The organism is Streptomyces sp. NPDC050997, from assembly GCF_040660135.1.
GTDB lineage: Bacteria > Actinomycetota > Actinomycetes > Streptomycetales > Streptomycetaceae > Streptomyces.
The window spans coordinates 211,912-227,199 of the sequence record NZ_JBFAGK010000010.1 but is presented as its reverse complement, the minus strand read 5'-3'; the positions used below and the strand labels follow the sequence as shown (position 1 = coordinate 227,199).

The window sequence follows — 15,288 nt, the reverse complement described above, 5'->3', positions numbered from 1 at the left end:
TCACAGGAGCCGGGCTCCGAGAAGTCACCGAAGCGCTCACAGGGTCAGCTCCGGGTGCAGTCGGTCGAGGGTCCACACCTGACGGCGACGGGCCGACAGGGCGGTCAGCGCGAGGGCGCCCGCGGTGAACGCCGCCAGGACGGCACACCCCTGCCACACCGGACCCAGCCCGCCGCCGGTGATGAGCCTGCGCAGAGCCTCGACGACGTAGCTCATCGGCAGGTAGGGGTGGAGCGCGTTGAAGAAGCCCGGGCTGGTCTGCACCGGGTAGGTGCCGCCCGCGGACGTCAACTGGAGCATCAGCAGGGCGAGTACGAGGATCCGGCCCGCCGCTCCGAAGCGCGCGTTCAGCCACTGCACGATCGCCGCGAAACACGCCGTCACCAGGAACAGAAAGCCCACCGTGCCGGCCGCCCGGGCCATCTCCAGGCCGATCGCCCAGTGCAGCACGGACATCAGGGCCACGGTCTGCAGTACGCCGATCGCCACCACCGGCAGCCAGCCCGCCAGCGCGATCCGCGAGGCCGGGGCGCCCGCGGCCAGCGCACGCCGGTTCATCGGCGCGATCAGCATGTACGCCACCATGGCGCCCACCCACAGCGACAGCGGGATGAAGTACGGGGCGAAACCGGTGCCGTAGTTGGGCGCCTTGTGCAGGTCCCTGGAGACCAGTTGGACCGGGTCCGCCATCACTCCGGTGCGCCGGTCGCGGTCCCGCTTGTCGTAGTCGGGGATCTGCTGGGCGCCGTCGTGCAGGCCGTCGGAGAGCTTCCCGGAGCCGTCGACGAGCTTGTACATGCCGCCGTTGAGGTCCTCGGCGCCCGTCCTGAGGTCACCGACGCCCGAGTCCAGGTCCGACGCGCCGGTCTCGGCCGTGCCGAGCCCCTTGTGCAGCTCCTTGGCGCCGGCGGCGACCTTCCCGGCGCCCTCGTTCAGCTTGTCGATCTTCGATACGGCGTCGTCGAGGTCCTCGGAGAGACGCGGCGCCCGGTCGGCGAGCGCCTGGGCCTGCTCCTGGAGTGTGCCGAGGTGGCCGTCGAGCTTCTTCAGGTCGCCGTTCTGGTCCGCGATCAGCGTGTTGAGGTCGTCGGCGACCTTCGCCACGTCGGCGGCGGCCTGCCGGGCCTTCTTCAGGTCGGCGCAGGCGGCGTCCGGCAGGACGGGGTCCTCGCAGCGCGCCCGGTAGACGCCGTCCAGTGTGTCGGAGGCCGGGTGCGCCCCCTTGGCGGCCGTCGGGGCCGTCTTCACCAGGGTGTCGAGGTTGCGCCTGATCGTCCCGGCGGAGTCGGCCACCAGCTGGGCGGTGTCGCCGATGGTCTTCTCGTTGTCCTCGAGGAAAGGGCCCACCTTGTCCGCGACCCCGTCGACCCTGTCGGCGAGTGCCCGGGTGCCCTCCGCGACCTTCCGTGAGCCGTCCTCCAGGTCGCCCGCGCCCGTATCGAGCCTGATCAGTCCCTTGGACAGCTTGCCACTGCCCTTCTTGGCGTCCTTCAGGCCGTCGGCGAGATCCTTGGATCCCTTCTCCGCCTTGCCGATACCGCCTTCCAGGTCGTCGGCCCCCTTCGCGGCCTTCACCGTCTCGCCGTGGATGTCCGAGAACGAGATGAAGATCCGGTCCAGGAAGGACCGTGACGCCTTGGTGGAGGCGGCCGTCCGCACCTCGCTGAACACCGTCCGCGAGATCTGTCCGACGATGTAGTTGTTCGCGTCGTTCGTGCGGACCTGGAGCGTGCCCGTCTCGGGGGAGTCGCCCGAACTGGAGCCGATACGCCGGCTGAAGTCGGCCGGCATGGTCAGCGACAGGTAGTACCTGCCGTCCTCCACGCCCGCGCGTGCCTCGGCGGCGCTCACCTCGTGCCACTCGAAGGTGTCGCTGTCGCGCAGGCCCTCGGTGATGTCGTCGCCGGCCCTGAGCTTCGTCCCGTCGGCGGTCGCGCCCCGGTCGTCGTTCACCAGGGCGACGGGGACGCGGTCGAGTTGGCCGTACGGATCCCAGAAGGACCACAGGTACAGGGCGCCGTACAGCAGCGGCAGCACCAGCAGCGCGACCAGCGCGGCGCGCGGCAGCTTCCCCCTGCCGAAGCGGCGCAACTCAAGCGCGGCCAGTCTCGGCGAGCGCATCGGCCTTCTCCTCCGTGTCGTTCGGCTTGCGGGTGGACACCGTGACGGCGCCTTCGGGGGCCTGCGCGCACACCGCCAGGACGGTGGTCCCGGCCTCCGCGATCGACGCCAACAGGTCCCAGACCTCGGCGCGTTCGGCCTCGGACAGCTTCAGGTCGACGTCGTCGACCCCGAGCAGTCCCGGCCGCCCGAAGAGCGCCAGGGCCACCGACAGTCGCAGCGCCTCGACCCGCTCCAGATCGCGTACGGCGGTCCGGGCGCCCTTGGGCAGGCTGTCGAGGTCGAGGCCGGCCGAGGTGAGCGCGGTGTCGACGAGCGCCTTCGACTCGCTGACCCGCTCCGCCCGCGGACGCAACAGCCCTCGCATGGACCCGCCGTAGCGCCGCTGCAGCAGGGCACGCTCGTGCAGGTGCTCGCCGACGGTCAGCGCCGGGTCGAGGTCGGTGACTCCGCAGACGTGCGCGAGCGCGCTGACCCGGCGGACGGCCCCCGACTGCTTCGGCAGCCGGGCCGCCCCCACGGCCGCCGTCCCCTCGGTGGCCTTCATCCGCCCGGTGAGAGCGAGCAACAGGCTCGTGCGGCCGGAGCCTGACGAGCCCTCGATCGCGATCAGCGACCCGGGCTCCGCGTCGACGTCGACCTTCTGGAAGGCCCAACCACGAGGGCCCCTGAGGCCGAAGCCCTCGGCTGTGACGCGGGTGCCGCCCACAGTCCCCCCTGCTGAATTTTTTGAACTGACTGGTCAGTGCAAAAAGTAGCTCGAACCTTCGTTTGAAGCAAAAGCCCAGGTCAGAACGGATTGTCAGTGCCATACCGCACGATGGGCACATACGGCATCCCGTATCGGGGCGTGCCGTCACACAGACGACAGGAGGTTCGTCATGGCCAGCTATCACGCAGCAGCCGCCCACCGGCGCCGTGGCACCGGCCCTGCCCCCTCACTGACCGGCCCGGCGAGCGATGTGCACCCTGTGCTGCGCCGGGCCACGGCCCCGCCCGCCGCCCTCGATCTGCTCGCCCAGGCCCGCGCCGGACTGGACGAGGCCACCGCCCTGGAAACGTCGAACGAGCGCTACGCGACAGCCCACCTCGCGGCCCTGCGCACCGCCGCCGCCGTGCTCGCCGCCCGGGGGCGCCCCGAGACCACGCCCCGACGCCGGGCCCGCATCCGGAGCGCCTGGGAGGTGCTCCCCGAAATAGCCCCCGAACTCGCCGAGTGGAGCGTGCTGTTCGCCTCCGGGGCCCGGCGCCGTGCCCGGGCCGAGGCGGGCATCCAGGGCGCGGCCAGCCGCCGGGACGCCGACGACCTGATACGTGACGCGGCGATGTTCCTGCGCCTCGTCGAGCGCATGCTGGTGCTCCAGCCCGTCCTGCCGCAGCCCCGCCATGACACCGACCAGCCGGCGGACCAGGACCCCACCGACCGTGACTTCCCGGACGCCGGCTGACCCGAGGACCGTGCGACCGCGACGTCCGAGGCGACGTCCGGCACGACGTGCGAGGCGACGTCCGACACGACGTGCGGTCGGGCGTGGCACCGCGTTGACCGGCCGCGGTACCGGCGGCAGTGCCGCGCCAGCGGAGGCAATAGGGTGGGGAAGGCCTGAAGCCTTCCCTCTCCCGTGCTCCGGGGCGGGGAGGCGCCCCGTTCGCTCCGCCGCGCAAGAGGCGGTGCCGCGCCGAGGAGTCAACTGCCGTGTCGGACCCGATGCGCCCCCGCGCCTCTCTCCGTACCGCCGTGGTCTGGGAGGTCCTCCAGGACGCCCTCGACCGTCGGGTCAAGGCCACGGGTCGGGAGTCGCTGGACGTCCTCGACACCGGAGGCGGCAGCGGCAACTTCGCGGTGCCCGTGGCCCGCCTCGGCCACCGCGTCACCGTCGTCGACCCCAGCCCGAACGCGCTGTTCGCCCTGGAGCGTCGCGCCGCCGAGGCAGGCGTCGCCGACCGCGTGCGGGGTGTCCAGGGCGACGCCCACGGCCTCTTCGACGTGGTCGAGCGCGACGGCTACGACGCGGTGCTGTGTCACGGCGTCCTGGAGTACCTGGACGACCCCGCCGAGGGCGTCCGCAACGCGGTGGCGGCCCTGCGCGCCGAGGGCGTCCTCAGCCTGCTCGCGGCGGGCCTGGGCGGCGCCGTGCTCGCGCGTGCCCTCGCGGGCCATTTCAAGGAGGCCCGGCAGGCCCTCGGCGACCCGAACGGCCGCTGGGGCGACGGAGACCCCGTGCCGCACCGCTTCACCACCGAGCAACTCACCGGCCTGGTCGAGGGTGCGGGCCTCAGGGTCGCCGCGGTGCACGGCGTACGGGTCTTCGCCGACCTCGTCCCCGGCGGGCTGGTGGACACCGAGCCAGGCGCCCTGGAGGCCCTGCTGAAGCTGGAGGAAGCCGCGGCCGAGCTCCCCGCCTTCCACTCCGTGGCCACGCAGCTGCATGTGCTCGGTGAGACCCGCGGGGACGGCGAGGCCTGAGTCGTCTCCCGCCCGGGGCGGAGGGGCGCGTCGCTGATCAGGGGCTGGAGTGCACATGGAGTACGCCACAGGCCCCCCGATCGCGCGCCCCGCGCCGTATGATCGAGGGAGACCGCCCGGCATGACGGGCTGGCCGCTGGGGAATGGAATCTTCAGCGAGCCGGGACGTCATGGCGGGATCCGGTTGGCCAAATGGCGTAGAGGGGCGGGTTTCACGGGGGCGATTCCCTGCCTATCCTGAAGGGACCCCCTAGTCGCCCCGGCGACTGCACGATGAGGAGGACTCCGTGCCGCTCTCGGAGCACGAGCAGCGAATGCTCGAGCAGATGGAGCGAGCGCTGTACGCCGAAGATCCCAAGTTCGCGACAGCGCTTGAGGGAAGCGGGCTGCGCAGGTACACCCGGCGACGGGTCTACCAGGCGGTCGCGGGCTTCCTCGTGGGTATCGCGCTCCTCATGGCAGGTATGGTCGCCAAGCAGGTCTGGCTCAGCGTGGTGGGCTTCCTGGTCATGCTGGGTTGTGCGGTGCTCGCGGTGACCGGCTGGCGCAAGGCCCCCAAGCCGGGCGAACAGCCCGCCGGTGGCCCACAGGCGCGCCGTCAGGGACGGCAACGGCGCTCCATGATGGACAAGATCGAGCAGCGCTGGCAGCGGCGCCGCGACGAACAGGGCGGCCATTAGCTCGGCCAACAGCTCTCGCAGACATGTGAGGGGGTGACCATCCGATGGGTGGTCACCCCCTCACGTATGCCCGCAGCGGGGCGCCCCGGCCGGCCTCGGGTGCAGAAGGGCCGTGTCACGGGTGCGGAGCGGCTCAGCTGCGGACGGACAGACAGGAGCGGGCCCCGGGTCGCATCGACCCGGGGCCCGCTCGCTGCAGAGGAGCCTGGGGCCTGCCTCGGCCGAGGAGACCCCAGGAGACCCCCAGGAGACCCCAGGAGACGGCGACGGCCTCAGCTCTCCTGACCCCACGGCTTGCGCAGGCTCGGCCGAGCCTGCGCCGCGCGGGCCGTGAGACCGGCCGACCACTCCGACAACGCCCACACCACCCGTACGGTGGAACGCGGGGCCACCACCGCGCGCAGCCTGGTGCTCCTGCTGACCGTGCTCCGCAGCCCGACGACCGCCCGGCGGACGTCGTCCGCGAGGCCCGCCGTCGCGCGCGGCCGCGGAGCGTAGAGGACCTGCTCCACGGCGTCCGCCACCCGGTGCACCGAGGCTGCCGTCGCCGGGTCGAGATGCCCGAGCCGGACGATCCGGGCGGCCGCCTTGCGCGGGGTCTGCGACTCGTCCGGCTCGATCCCGAAGTCCCACGCCGTGTCGGTCAGCTCCTGCCAGACCGCCAGAGTGGTCAGTGCCACGTCGGCCTCACCGCGGCCGTGCCCGCCCAGCCGTGCGGCTCTGGTCCGCAGCCGCCACAGCATCGGCGCCAGGGGGATCGCCAGGACGGCCAGGCCGCCGAGGACCCACGCCAGCAGCACGTACCACTTCGGGCCGTCGTCGTCCCCGGCCGCCGCGGCCTGCGGAGACTGGCTCGCGCAGCCGTCCAGCTTCCGCTGCTGCGGCGTGCAGGCCTCGCTGGCCGAAGGCGCGGCGGAGGGCGCCGTGCTCGCCGCCTCGGACGGCAGCGCCGGGTTCGGGAGCGTACTGCCGGAGGCGTCCGGAATGGTGTACGACGGCACCGTGCCCCGATTCGGGGTCGGCTCGAAGCGGGTCCAGCCCACGCCCTCGAAGTACAGCTCGGGCCAGGCGTGGGCATCCCTCAGCCCCACCGACACCGACCCGTCCGCCTGCGGGGAACCGGGCGCGAAGCCCACCGCCACCCGCGCCGGTATGCCCAGGGAGCGGGCCATCGCCGCCATCGCGAAGGAGAAGTGCACGCAGAAGCCCTGCTTGTCCTTCAGGAAGCGGGCGATCGCCTGTGAGCCGCTGCCGACCTGCACCTGGGTGTCGTACTCGAAGCCGCCGGTCACGGCGAAGTAGTCCTGGAGCGCGACCGCCTGCTCGTAGGGGTTCGTCGCATTCGCGGCGACCTGGCGGGCCGTCGCGGCCACCACGCTCGGAAGGGAGTCCGGCAACTTGGTGTACTCGCGGGTCAGGGCCGGGGGCGGATTCGGCGCGGAGGCGAGCTGCTCGGCCGTCGGCTGTACGTCAAGGCTCTTCACCTCGTACGTCGCACCACGGGTGTTCTGGCCGTGGTCGCCGACGAGCGTCATGCCCTCGGGTTCGTAGCGCCAGTTGCCCCGGATCCGCACATCGCTGGGCGGGTACGGCATCGGCAGCCAGTCCTGTGCGTACCAGTCGGCCGCCGAGACGGTCGTCTCGGTCTCGGTGCGCTTGACGTCCGGGCCGAGGCCGATGGGGGTCGGGAACCCGTTCTTCGGTACGGCGGTGATGGACCGCTTGGACGGCTTCCAGGTGGTGCCGTCGAAGTCGTCCAGGGACACGATCCGCAGATAGAGGTTGGAGACGTCCGTGTCGGCCTCGGGACGCACGGAGAGCACCCGCCGGTCCTCGTCCACGTTCAGACTGTCACGCAGGGAGACCAGCGGGTTGACCGCGGAGATCGTGCCGCCGCCCCCGCTGCCGGAGCCCACGCCCGTCCCGGCGCCGTCCAGCAGGCCGCCGTTCATCGCGGGCAGCGCCAACGGCACCACGAGGGCCACGCCCAGCGCGACCGCACCGATGCGCCGCCCGGTGCGGATCGGCGCCACCGCCCCGGACTCCTCGCCCGGAACGCGCGCGGCCCCGCCGAAGACCCGGCCCCACTGGGACAGCCGCTCCCGCCCCTCGGCCAGGAGCAGCAGCAGATAGCCGGCCGCCGCGACCAGGAACCAGAGCCAGTCGGTGCCGCCGTCGGACAGTCCCGCGGCGACGGAGTACAGCGCGAGCAGCGGCAGGCCGGCCGGGGCCGCGCTGCGGAAGGTCACCGCCAGGGCGTCCACGGCGAGCCCGATGATCAGCACCCCGCCGACGAGCATCAGCCGGATGCCGTCGGACTCCAGCGGCGCCGGGATCGCATACCGCGCGATGTCGTCGGAGCCCTGTCGCAGCAGGTCGGCGAAGTGTACGAAGGTGTCCGGGCCGGGGACCAGCCAGAGGAGGGCATGTTCACGCGCGAAGGTCAGGGTCAGCAGCATCAGCGCGACCAGGGCCTGTGCGGCCACGGTCAGCGGCCGGGCCAGCGGCACCCGCCGGGTCGCCGCGCCCACGCCCGACTGCACCGCCAGCAGGAAGGCGGCCTGCAGGATCCAGGTGGCCGGCTGGACCAGAGGCAGCAGGGCGCACGCGGACATCAGCGTGGCCGCCCAGGCGCACAGCGCCAGTCGTACCCGCCCGCTCATGACCACCCCTCCCCGGTGCCGAGCGCACCGACGCCGACGCGCTCCCGCTCCGCCTGGCGCCACAGGTCCTCCAGCGAGGCGCCCCGAGGCACGCTCAGGGCCGTCCAGCCCGCCTCGCGCAGCATCCGCAGCCGCTCCTCGCTCCGGTCCAACGGGCCGGACACATCGTCCGGTTCCCGCACCCAGCTGTCGCTGTCCAGCAGGAAGGCGACCGCACCGCCGCTGCGCTGCCGCATCTTGCCGGCGATCGCGGCCTGCTCCTCGTCGAGGTCGCCGAAGAAGGCCACCAGCAGTCCTTCATTGCCGCCGCGCAGCACGTCGTAGGCCCGGGACAGACCCGCGCCGTCCGAGTGGTCGATCACCGCGAGGGTGTCCATCATCAGCCCGGCCGCGTCCGCCGTCCCCTGGCTCGCACCCGCGAACCCGTCGGAGCCCTCGCCGGGCACCGAGTTGCCGGTGTCTGTCAACAGGCGCACCGAAAAGCCTCGTTCGAGCATGTGCACCAGGACCGAAGCGGTGCCCGACACCGCCCACTCGAAGGCCGAATCGGGGCCCGCGCCCTGGAAGGCGAGGCCCCGGGTGTCCAGCAGGACCGTGCAGCGGGCGCGCTGCGGTTGCTCCTCGCGGCGCACCATCAGCTCGCCGTAGCGCGCGGTGGAGCGCCAGTGCACCCGGCGCAGGTCGTCGCCGTAGCGGTATCCGCGCGGGATGACGTCGTCCTCGCCGGCCAGCGCCAGTGAGCGGTGCCGCCCGTCGCCGTACCCCCTCGCCTCACCGCTGAGCCGCACCGGCGGCAGCGGCTCCACGCGCGGGATCACCGTCAGGGTGTCGTACGTCGAGAAGGACCGGGTCAGCTCGCACATCCCGAACGGGTCGGTCAGGCGCAGTTGCAGCGGGCCCAGCGGATAGCGGCCGCGCAGGTCGGAGCGGACCCGGTAGGACACCTCGCGGCGGCCGCCCGGCTCCACCCGGTCGAGCACGAAGCGGGGACGCGGGCCCAGCACGTACGGCACCCGGTCCTGGAGCATCAGCAGTCCGGTGGGCAGCCGCGAGACGTTGTCCACCCGCAGATGGACGCGGGCCTCGCTGCCGGCCGGTGCGCGCGCGGGGGAGAGCCGACGGCTGCCGGCCACCCGGTAGCGGGTGCGGAACAGCACGGTGGCGCAGATCAGCGGCAGCGCGGCCAGCAGCAGCCCGACCCGCAGCAGGTCGCTCTGCCCGAGGACGTACGCGCAGATGGCCGCGGCGACACCGGCGGCGAAGAAGGAGCGGCCACGGGTGGTCAGACCGGCCAGCGCGGTGCGCAGCCCGCCCTTCTCGCCGCGGTCCGGCTCCGCCTGTCCGGTTGCCCCGAAGGTCATCACAGCCTCCGCGGCTGCTGCTGGCCGAACGCCGTCGCGCCGCGTCCCAGACCGGTGCCGCCCTGCTGCGGCGCGGCGGGCACCGGGGTGCGCTGCAGGATCTCCTGCACGACCTGCTCGGCCGTGCGGCGGTTCAGCTGGGCCTGGGCGGTCGGCAGCAGACGGTGGGCCAGGACCGCGACGGCGAGCGCCTGCACGTCGTCCGGCAGGGCGTACTCCCGGCCGCTCAGGGCGGCGGACGCCTTCGCCGCGCGCAGCAGGTGCAGCGTCGCGCGCGGGGAGGCGCCGAGTCTGAGGTCGGGGTGGGTGCGGGTGGCGGCGACCAGGTCCACCGCGTACCGGCGGACCGGGTCGGCGACGTGGACGCCGCGGACGGCGTCGATCAGCTTCAAGATCTCGTGCGCGTGCGCCACCGGCTGGAGGTCGTCCAGGGGGTTCACGCCGCCGTGGACGTCGAGCATCTCCAGCTCGGCCTCGGCGCTCGGGTAGCCGATGGAGACGCGGGCCATGAAGCGGTCACGCTGGGCCTCCGGCAGCGGGTAGGTGCCCTCCATCTCGACCGGGTTCTGCGTGGCGACCACCATGAAGGGGCTGGGCAGCTCGTAGGTATGCCCGTCGATGGTGACCTGGCGCTCCTCCATCGACTCCAGGAGTGCCGACTGCGTCTTCGGCGAGGCCCGGTTGATCTCGTCGCCGATCACGATCTGCGCGAAGATCGCTCCCGGCTTGAACTCGAAGTCCCGGCGCTGCTGATCCCAGATGGACACTCCGGTGATGTCCGAGGGCAGCAGGTCGGGCGTGAACTGGATTCGGCGCACCGAGCAGTCGATGGACCGCGCCAGTGCCTTGGCCAGCATGGTCTTGCCAACGCCGGGGACATCCTCGATCAGAAGATGTCCCTCGGCGAGCAGTACGGTCAGCGAAAGCCGTACGACCTCGGGCTTGCCCTCGATCACACCCTCCACCGAACTGCGGACACGCTCCACAGTGGCGGTCAGATCAGTGAGGCTCGCTCGATCGTCATAGGTCGTCACCCGGCCCTCCTCGGCCCGTTCTTTCCTGGCCGACGCACTCGATGCGCGACCGGCCCACCCCGAAACACGGACACCACACGTGAATTTCCGCGTGACGTCACAACCGCATTCTTGCTGCCGTTACCGATTCGTGTCACTCGCCTGTGGACAACTGCCCGCGATATGTCAGGCCTTGCGGTCTTTTGAGTACCCCGGGGCCGGGAATTAACAGCGAATCGACAGCTGCGGCTGATGGTCGCGAGGGTCTGGGCGGGGGCCGCCCGGTGTCTACGCGGGGTCGATCTCGCGCAGCAGGCCGGTCTTCACGTCGAAGACGAAGCCGCGTACGTCGTCGGTGTGCAGCAGGAACGGCGAGGTCCGCACGCGCTGCATCGACTGCCGTACGTCCTGGTCGACGTCCCGGAAGGCCTCCACCGCCCAGGCCGGACGCTGGCCCACTTCCATCTCCAGGTCGGTGCGGAAGTCCTCGGTGATCGCCTCCAGGCCGCAGCCCGTGTGGTGGATCAGGACGACGCTGCGGGTTCCGAGCTTGCGCTGGCTGATGGTGAGCGAGCGGATGACGTCGTCGGTGACGACACCGCCGGCGTTGCGGACGGTGTGGCAGTCTCCGAGTTCCAGGCCGAGTGCGGCGTGCAGGTCGAGCCGGGCGTCCATGCAGGCCACGACTGCCACGCGCAGAACGGGACGGGCGTCCATGCCGGGGTCGGCGAAGGCGGCCGCGTACTGCTCGTTCGCCTCGACAAGACGGTCGGTGACGGTGCCGCCGGCAACTATGGCGGCTTCGGGACCTGCGGGAACCGATGCGGAAGTCGTCATACCCATGACGGTACTGGTCACGCTCGATCCGGGCCTGGTGTGAGAGTGGACAAAGAACGCCATTGAGCCTTGTTGTGAGCTAACCCACACGGGTGGCGCGAGTGTGGCCGTAAGAGTGAATCTTCCCGATTCGCCGTATCGACCGCACCCGTGGCCGCGACGCGCAGGCCGGTTGATTGACCGCGAGAGACCGTGGACTAAAGTGACGCGAAGCGGGAGGCGCGACCTCCCTGCGGACTGCTTTCCCCTGGAGATCCCGGCGATTTTCCGGAGATCTCCCCACGTGCGCGGCGCGTACGTACGGCTCGGCCTCCTCCCGCTCCCGGTCGGCTGACGCTCCCGGCGCCGGCAGGCTTCCCCTTCACCGGGGGTCCCCCCAGCTTGCTGGGGGAGGGCGGGGACCCGGCGGTGCGTACGGCCCGCGCCGGACCTGAGAGGGCCCCTTGAGCGAGAGTCGACACGTCCCGGTGATGCTCCACCGGTGCCTGGACCTGTTGGCGCCCGCCCTGGAGCGGCCCGGAGCAGTGGTCGTCGACTGCACGCTCGGCCTCGGCGGCCACAGCGAGGCCCTGCTGGCGCGCTTCCCCGAGGCCCGGCTGATCGCCCTCGACCGGGACAAGGAAGCCCTGCGGCTGTCCGGCGAGCGGCTCGCGCCCTACGGGGAACGCGCCACCCTCGTCCACGCGGTGTACGACGAGCTGCCCGATGTCCTGGACCGGCTCGCGGTACCGCGCGTCCAGGGTGTCCTCTTCGACCTCGGTGTCTCCTCCATGCAGCTCGACGAGGCCGACCGCGGCTTCGCCTACGCCCAGGACGCTCCGCTCGACATGCGCATGGACCAGACGACCGGGATCAGTGCGGCCGAGGTCCTCAACACCTATCCGGCCGGCGAACTCGTTCGGATCCTCAGGGCGTACGGCGAGGAGAAGCAGGCCAAGCGGATCGTGTCCGCGATCGTGCGGGAGCGCGAGAAGGAGCCGTTCAGCAACAGCGCGCGCCTTGTGGAGCTGATCCGGGACAGCCTGCCGCAGGCCGCCAAGCGCACCGGCGGCAACCCGGCCAAGCGCACCTTCCAGGCGCTGCGCATCGAGGTCAACGGTGAACTCTCCGTCCTGGAGCAGGCGATCCCGGCCGCGGTGAAGACGCTGGACGTGGGCGGCCGGATCGCCGTCCTGTCGTACCACTCGCTGGAGGACCGGCTGGTCAAGCAGGTGTTCGCGGCCGGTGCAGCCATCACCGCGCCGCCCGGGCTGCCCGTCGTCCCCGAGCGCTACCAGCCGCGGCTCAAGCTGCTCACGCGTGGTGCCGAACTTCCCACCGAGGAAGAGATCGCCGAGAACCGGCGCGCGGCACCGGCGCGACTGCGCGGAGCCGAGCGCATCAGGGAGGACGTCGAGTGAGGCAGGCGCAGGGGCGGGCGGACCGGTGCGCGGCCCGAACCCGGGGGTGGGCAGGTTGGAAATCCGGACTCACGGAACTCAGGGGGAGGGCGAGTGAGTAGGAAACCCCAACTGAAGGGCAGAGCCGCTCGGCTCGCGCGGCTCATCCCGGTCACGGCCGGCTCCGGCCAGGCCGCCCGCACCCCTTTCGTCCTGCTGGTGGTGCTCCTCCTCGGCGGTGGCCTCATCGGACTGCTGGTACTGAACTCCGCCCTCTCCGAAGGGTCGTTCAAACTCGACGACCTGCAGAAGGGGACGACGGACCTCACCGACGAGGAACAGGCGCTGCAGCGGAGCATCGACGGCTACTCGGCCCCCGAAGCCCTCCAGCGCCGCGCCCGCGAACTCGGCATGGTGCCCGGCGGCGACCCGGCCTTCCTGGGCCCCGACGGCACCGTCAAGGGCGTACCGAGCCCCGCCGCCGACGCCCAGCCGGCCTCCGTACGTGGCCCGCTGGTCCTGGCCCCCGAGGCGATGGACCTCGAGACAGGGCTGCACCCGGCGACCGACCCCCCGGCCCCGACGGCAACCGCGCCGACGCGGCTGCCCACGCCCACGCCCACCCCAGCCGCCCCGCCACCCGCCCGGCCGGCCGATCCCGCGCAGCCGGCCGCGGCGACCCCGGTACTCCCGCCCATGACGACCCCGACTCCGACCCCCGGCAGGTGACGGAAGTGTCCGACAGGGAACCGCCGCGCCGCCGCGTGCCCCGACCCGCCCGCCCCGAGCGCCCCGCCCGGCCCGCCGCCCGGCGTGGTCCGGGCCCCGGCGCCCGCCCGGCCCGCCGCCCGGCGCCCCGTCCCGCGGCCCCCAAGGTCATCCGGCTGGGCAGCCCCCGCCCCCGGCTGCGCATGGTCGGCCTCGCGCTCGCCCTCGTACTCATCGCCTTCGTCGTACGACTGCTCCAGGTGCAGGCCGTCGACGCGAGCACGTACGCCGCCAAGGCCGAACAGAACCGGTATGTCGGCTACACCCTGGCCGCCGACCGGGGCGGGATCACCGACCGCGCCGGCGTGGACCTCGCGACCAGCGTGGACGCGTACACCATCACCGCCGACCCCACGCTGTTCAGCCGCGAGCAGCTGAAGGTCGACGACGGGCCCGAGCAGGCGGCCGCCCTCCTCGCCCCGATCCTCGGTGCGGAACAGGACACGCTCGTCAAGAAGCTCAGGCCCGCGAACCGGAACCTGCGCTACACCGTGCTCGCCTACCGCCAGACCCCGCAGGTCTGGAAGCAGATCAAGGACCTGAAGACGGCGCTGGCCGACAAGGCCGAGACGGACCCGAGCGCCGTCAACGCCCTCGCGGGCGTCCTCGCCGTCCCCACCAGCAAGCGGGTGTACCCGAACGGAGATCTCGCCGCCGGGATACTGGGCTGGGTCAACGCCGAGGGCAAGGGCGCCGGAGGCGTCGAGCAGCAGCTGAACAGTCTGCTGGCCGGCAAGGACGGCAAGATCCGCTACGCCCAGGCCGGGGGCCGCCAGGTGCCGACCGTGGGCTCCACCGAGACTCCCGCCGTGCCCGGCAGCGATGTCGAGCTCACCATCGACCGCGACATCCAGTGGGCCGCGCAGAACGCGATCACGGACCAGGTCAAGGCGTCCAAGGCGGATCGCGGCTATGTGGTGGTGCAGGACACGCAGACCGGCGAGATCCTCGCCATGGCGAACTCACCCGGCTTCGACCCGAACGACCTGTCCAAGGCCAGCTCGGTGAACATGGGCAACGCCGCCCTCCAGGACGCGTACGAACCGGGCTCCACCGCCAAGGTCATGTCGATGGCCGCCGTCCTGGAGCAGAAGGTCGCCACCCCGCAGACGCACGTCGTCGTGCCCAACCGGCTGCACCGCGGCGACCGGCTGTTCAAGGACGACATCGACCACCCGACCTGGTACCTCACGCTCAACGGCGTGCTCGCCAAGTCCAGCAACATCGGCACCATCCTCGCCACCGGCCAGCTCGGCAAGACGCAGCGGCAGGCCAACCAGGTCCTCCACTCGTACCTGCGCAAGTTCGGCATCGGCAGCTACACCGGGCTCGGCTTCCCCGGCGAGACGAAGGGCATCCTCGCGGCGCCCGGCGACTGGTCGACCTCGCAGCAGTTCACGATTCCTTTCGGCCAGGGCGTGTCCCTCAACGCGGTGCAGGCGGCCTCCGTCTACTCGACCATCGCCAACGGCGGCGTACGCGTCGAACCCTCGCTCGTGCGCGGCACGAAGGGGCCGGACGGACGCTTCACGCCCGCCGCGAAGCCCAAGGAGACCCGGGTCGTCAGCGCCAAGACGGCGAAGACCCTCGCCCGGATGCTGGAGTCCGTCGTGGACGACGAGGAGGGCACCGGCACCAAGGCGCGTATCCCGGGCTACCGGGTCGCGGGCAAGACGGGTACGGCCAACCGCGTAGATCCGGCCACCGGCAAGTACAAGGGCTACACCTCGTCGTTCGCCGGCTTCGCGCCCGCCGACAAGCCCCGCATCACCGTCTACTGCGCCATCCAGAACTCCACCAAGGGCAGCTACTTCGGTGGCCAGATCTGCGGGCCCGTCTACAAGCAGGTCATGGAGTTCGCTCTGAAGTCGCTGCAGGTCCCGCCGACCGGGGCCAAGGCCGCCCGCCTCCCGGTCAGCTACAAACCCTGACCGGCCGGGCCCTCCGTCCCGACCAGTCAGGACCACAGATCCTGATCAGTACCGAGCACTCAGGAACC

At 71.9% G+C, this 15,288-nt stretch carries 12 protein-coding genes; 6 read left to right on the top strand and 6 right to left on the bottom strand.

Features of this window, described 5'->3' with window-relative positions; all coding sequences use genetic code 11:
• Window positions 1–36: 36 nt before the first annotated feature.
• Complete coding sequence (locus AB0H86_RS23855) at window positions 37–2,121, bottom strand: YhgE/Pip domain-containing protein (RefSeq protein ID WP_362442149.1); 2,085 nt, start codon at window positions 2,119–2,121, stop codon at window positions 37–39.
• On the bottom strand, window positions 2,093–2,830 hold the full coding sequence (locus AB0H86_RS23850) for an ATP-binding cassette domain-containing protein (RefSeq protein ID WP_362442146.1): 738 nt from the start codon (window positions 2,828–2,830) through the stop codon (window positions 2,093–2,095). Before AB0H86_RS23850 ends, AB0H86_RS23855 begins: the two co-directional genes overlap by 29 nt.
• Window positions 2,831–3,002: 172 nt before the next feature.
• On the opposite strand from AB0H86_RS23850, the gene AB0H86_RS23845 reads away from it, so the two are divergent.
• From AB0H86_RS23845 to AB0H86_RS23835, 3 genes are all read left to right on the top strand, one after another.
• On the top strand, window positions 3,003–3,569 hold the full coding sequence (locus AB0H86_RS23845; protein WP_362442143.1) for an SAV_6107 family HEPN domain-containing protein: 567 nt from the start codon (window positions 3,003–3,005) through the stop codon (window positions 3,567–3,569).
• A gap of 248 nt (window positions 3,570–3,817) precedes the next feature.
• Window positions 3,818–4,588 carry a methyltransferase gene (locus tag AB0H86_RS23840; protein ID WP_362442140.1) on the top strand — a complete coding sequence of 257 codons (771 nt, stop codon included), beginning with the start codon at window positions 3,818–3,820 and terminating at the stop codon, window positions 4,586–4,588.
• Between the two features lie 287 nt (window positions 4,589–4,875).
• Window positions 4,876–5,268 (top strand): DUF3040 domain-containing protein, encoded by a 393-nt coding sequence (locus AB0H86_RS23835; protein ID WP_362442138.1) that lies wholly within the window; start codon window positions 4,876–4,878, stop codon window positions 5,266–5,268.
• A 272-nt stretch (window positions 5,269–5,540) separates the two neighbouring features.
• Here AB0H86_RS23835 and AB0H86_RS23830 read toward each other — a convergent pair whose 3' ends face one another.
• The 4 genes from AB0H86_RS23830 to AB0H86_RS23815 all read right to left on the bottom strand — a co-directional run bounded on the left by AB0H86_RS23830 (window position 5,541) and on the right by AB0H86_RS23815 (window position 11,142).
• The gene (locus tag AB0H86_RS23830) at window positions 5,541–7,931 is read right to left on the bottom strand and encodes a DUF3488 and transglutaminase-like domain-containing protein (RefSeq protein ID WP_362442135.1); all 2,391 of its coding nucleotides are present in this window, start codon (window positions 7,929–7,931) and stop codon (window positions 5,541–5,543) included.
• Window positions 7,928–9,292 carry a DUF58 domain-containing protein gene (locus AB0H86_RS23825; protein ID WP_362442132.1) on the bottom strand — a complete coding sequence of 455 codons (1,365 nt, stop codon included), beginning with the start codon at window positions 9,290–9,292 and terminating at the stop codon, window positions 7,928–7,930. The genes AB0H86_RS23830 and AB0H86_RS23825 overlap by 4 nt, the downstream gene beginning before the upstream one ends.
• Window positions 9,292–10,326 (bottom strand): MoxR family ATPase, encoded by a 1,035-nt coding sequence (locus AB0H86_RS23820; RefSeq protein ID WP_362442129.1) that lies wholly within the window; start codon window positions 10,324–10,326, stop codon window positions 9,292–9,294. The genes AB0H86_RS23825 and AB0H86_RS23820 overlap by 1 nt, the downstream gene beginning before the upstream one ends.
• Window positions 10,327–10,593: 267 nt before the next feature.
• Entirely contained in the window at window positions 10,594–11,142 is a 549-nt protein-coding gene (locus tag AB0H86_RS23815) for a carbonic anhydrase (protein ID WP_362442126.1), read from the bottom strand.
• A 443-nt stretch (window positions 11,143–11,585) separates the two neighbouring features.
• Here AB0H86_RS23815 and rsmH point away from each other — a divergent pair, with 443 nt between their 5' ends.
• The 3 genes from rsmH to AB0H86_RS23800 all read left to right on the top strand — a co-directional run bounded on the left by rsmH (window position 11,586) and on the right by AB0H86_RS23800 (window position 15,220).
• Window positions 11,586–12,542, top strand: a complete 957-nt coding sequence (gene rsmH / locus AB0H86_RS23810; RefSeq protein WP_362442123.1) for a 16S rRNA (cytosine(1402)-N(4))-methyltransferase RsmH — start codon at window positions 11,586–11,588, stop codon at window positions 12,540–12,542.
• A gap of 93 nt (window positions 12,543–12,635) precedes the next feature.
• A complete protein-coding gene (locus AB0H86_RS23805) occupies window positions 12,636–13,250 on the top strand; it encodes a septum formation initiator family protein (RefSeq protein ID WP_362442121.1) in 615 nt (204 codons plus the stop codon).
• Window positions 13,247–15,220 (top strand): penicillin-binding protein 2, encoded by a 1,974-nt coding sequence (locus AB0H86_RS23800; RefSeq protein WP_362442118.1) that lies wholly within the window; start codon window positions 13,247–13,249, stop codon window positions 15,218–15,220. The genes AB0H86_RS23805 and AB0H86_RS23800 overlap by 4 nt, the downstream gene beginning before the upstream one ends.
• The last annotated feature ends 68 nt before the right edge of the window (window positions 15,221–15,288 follow it).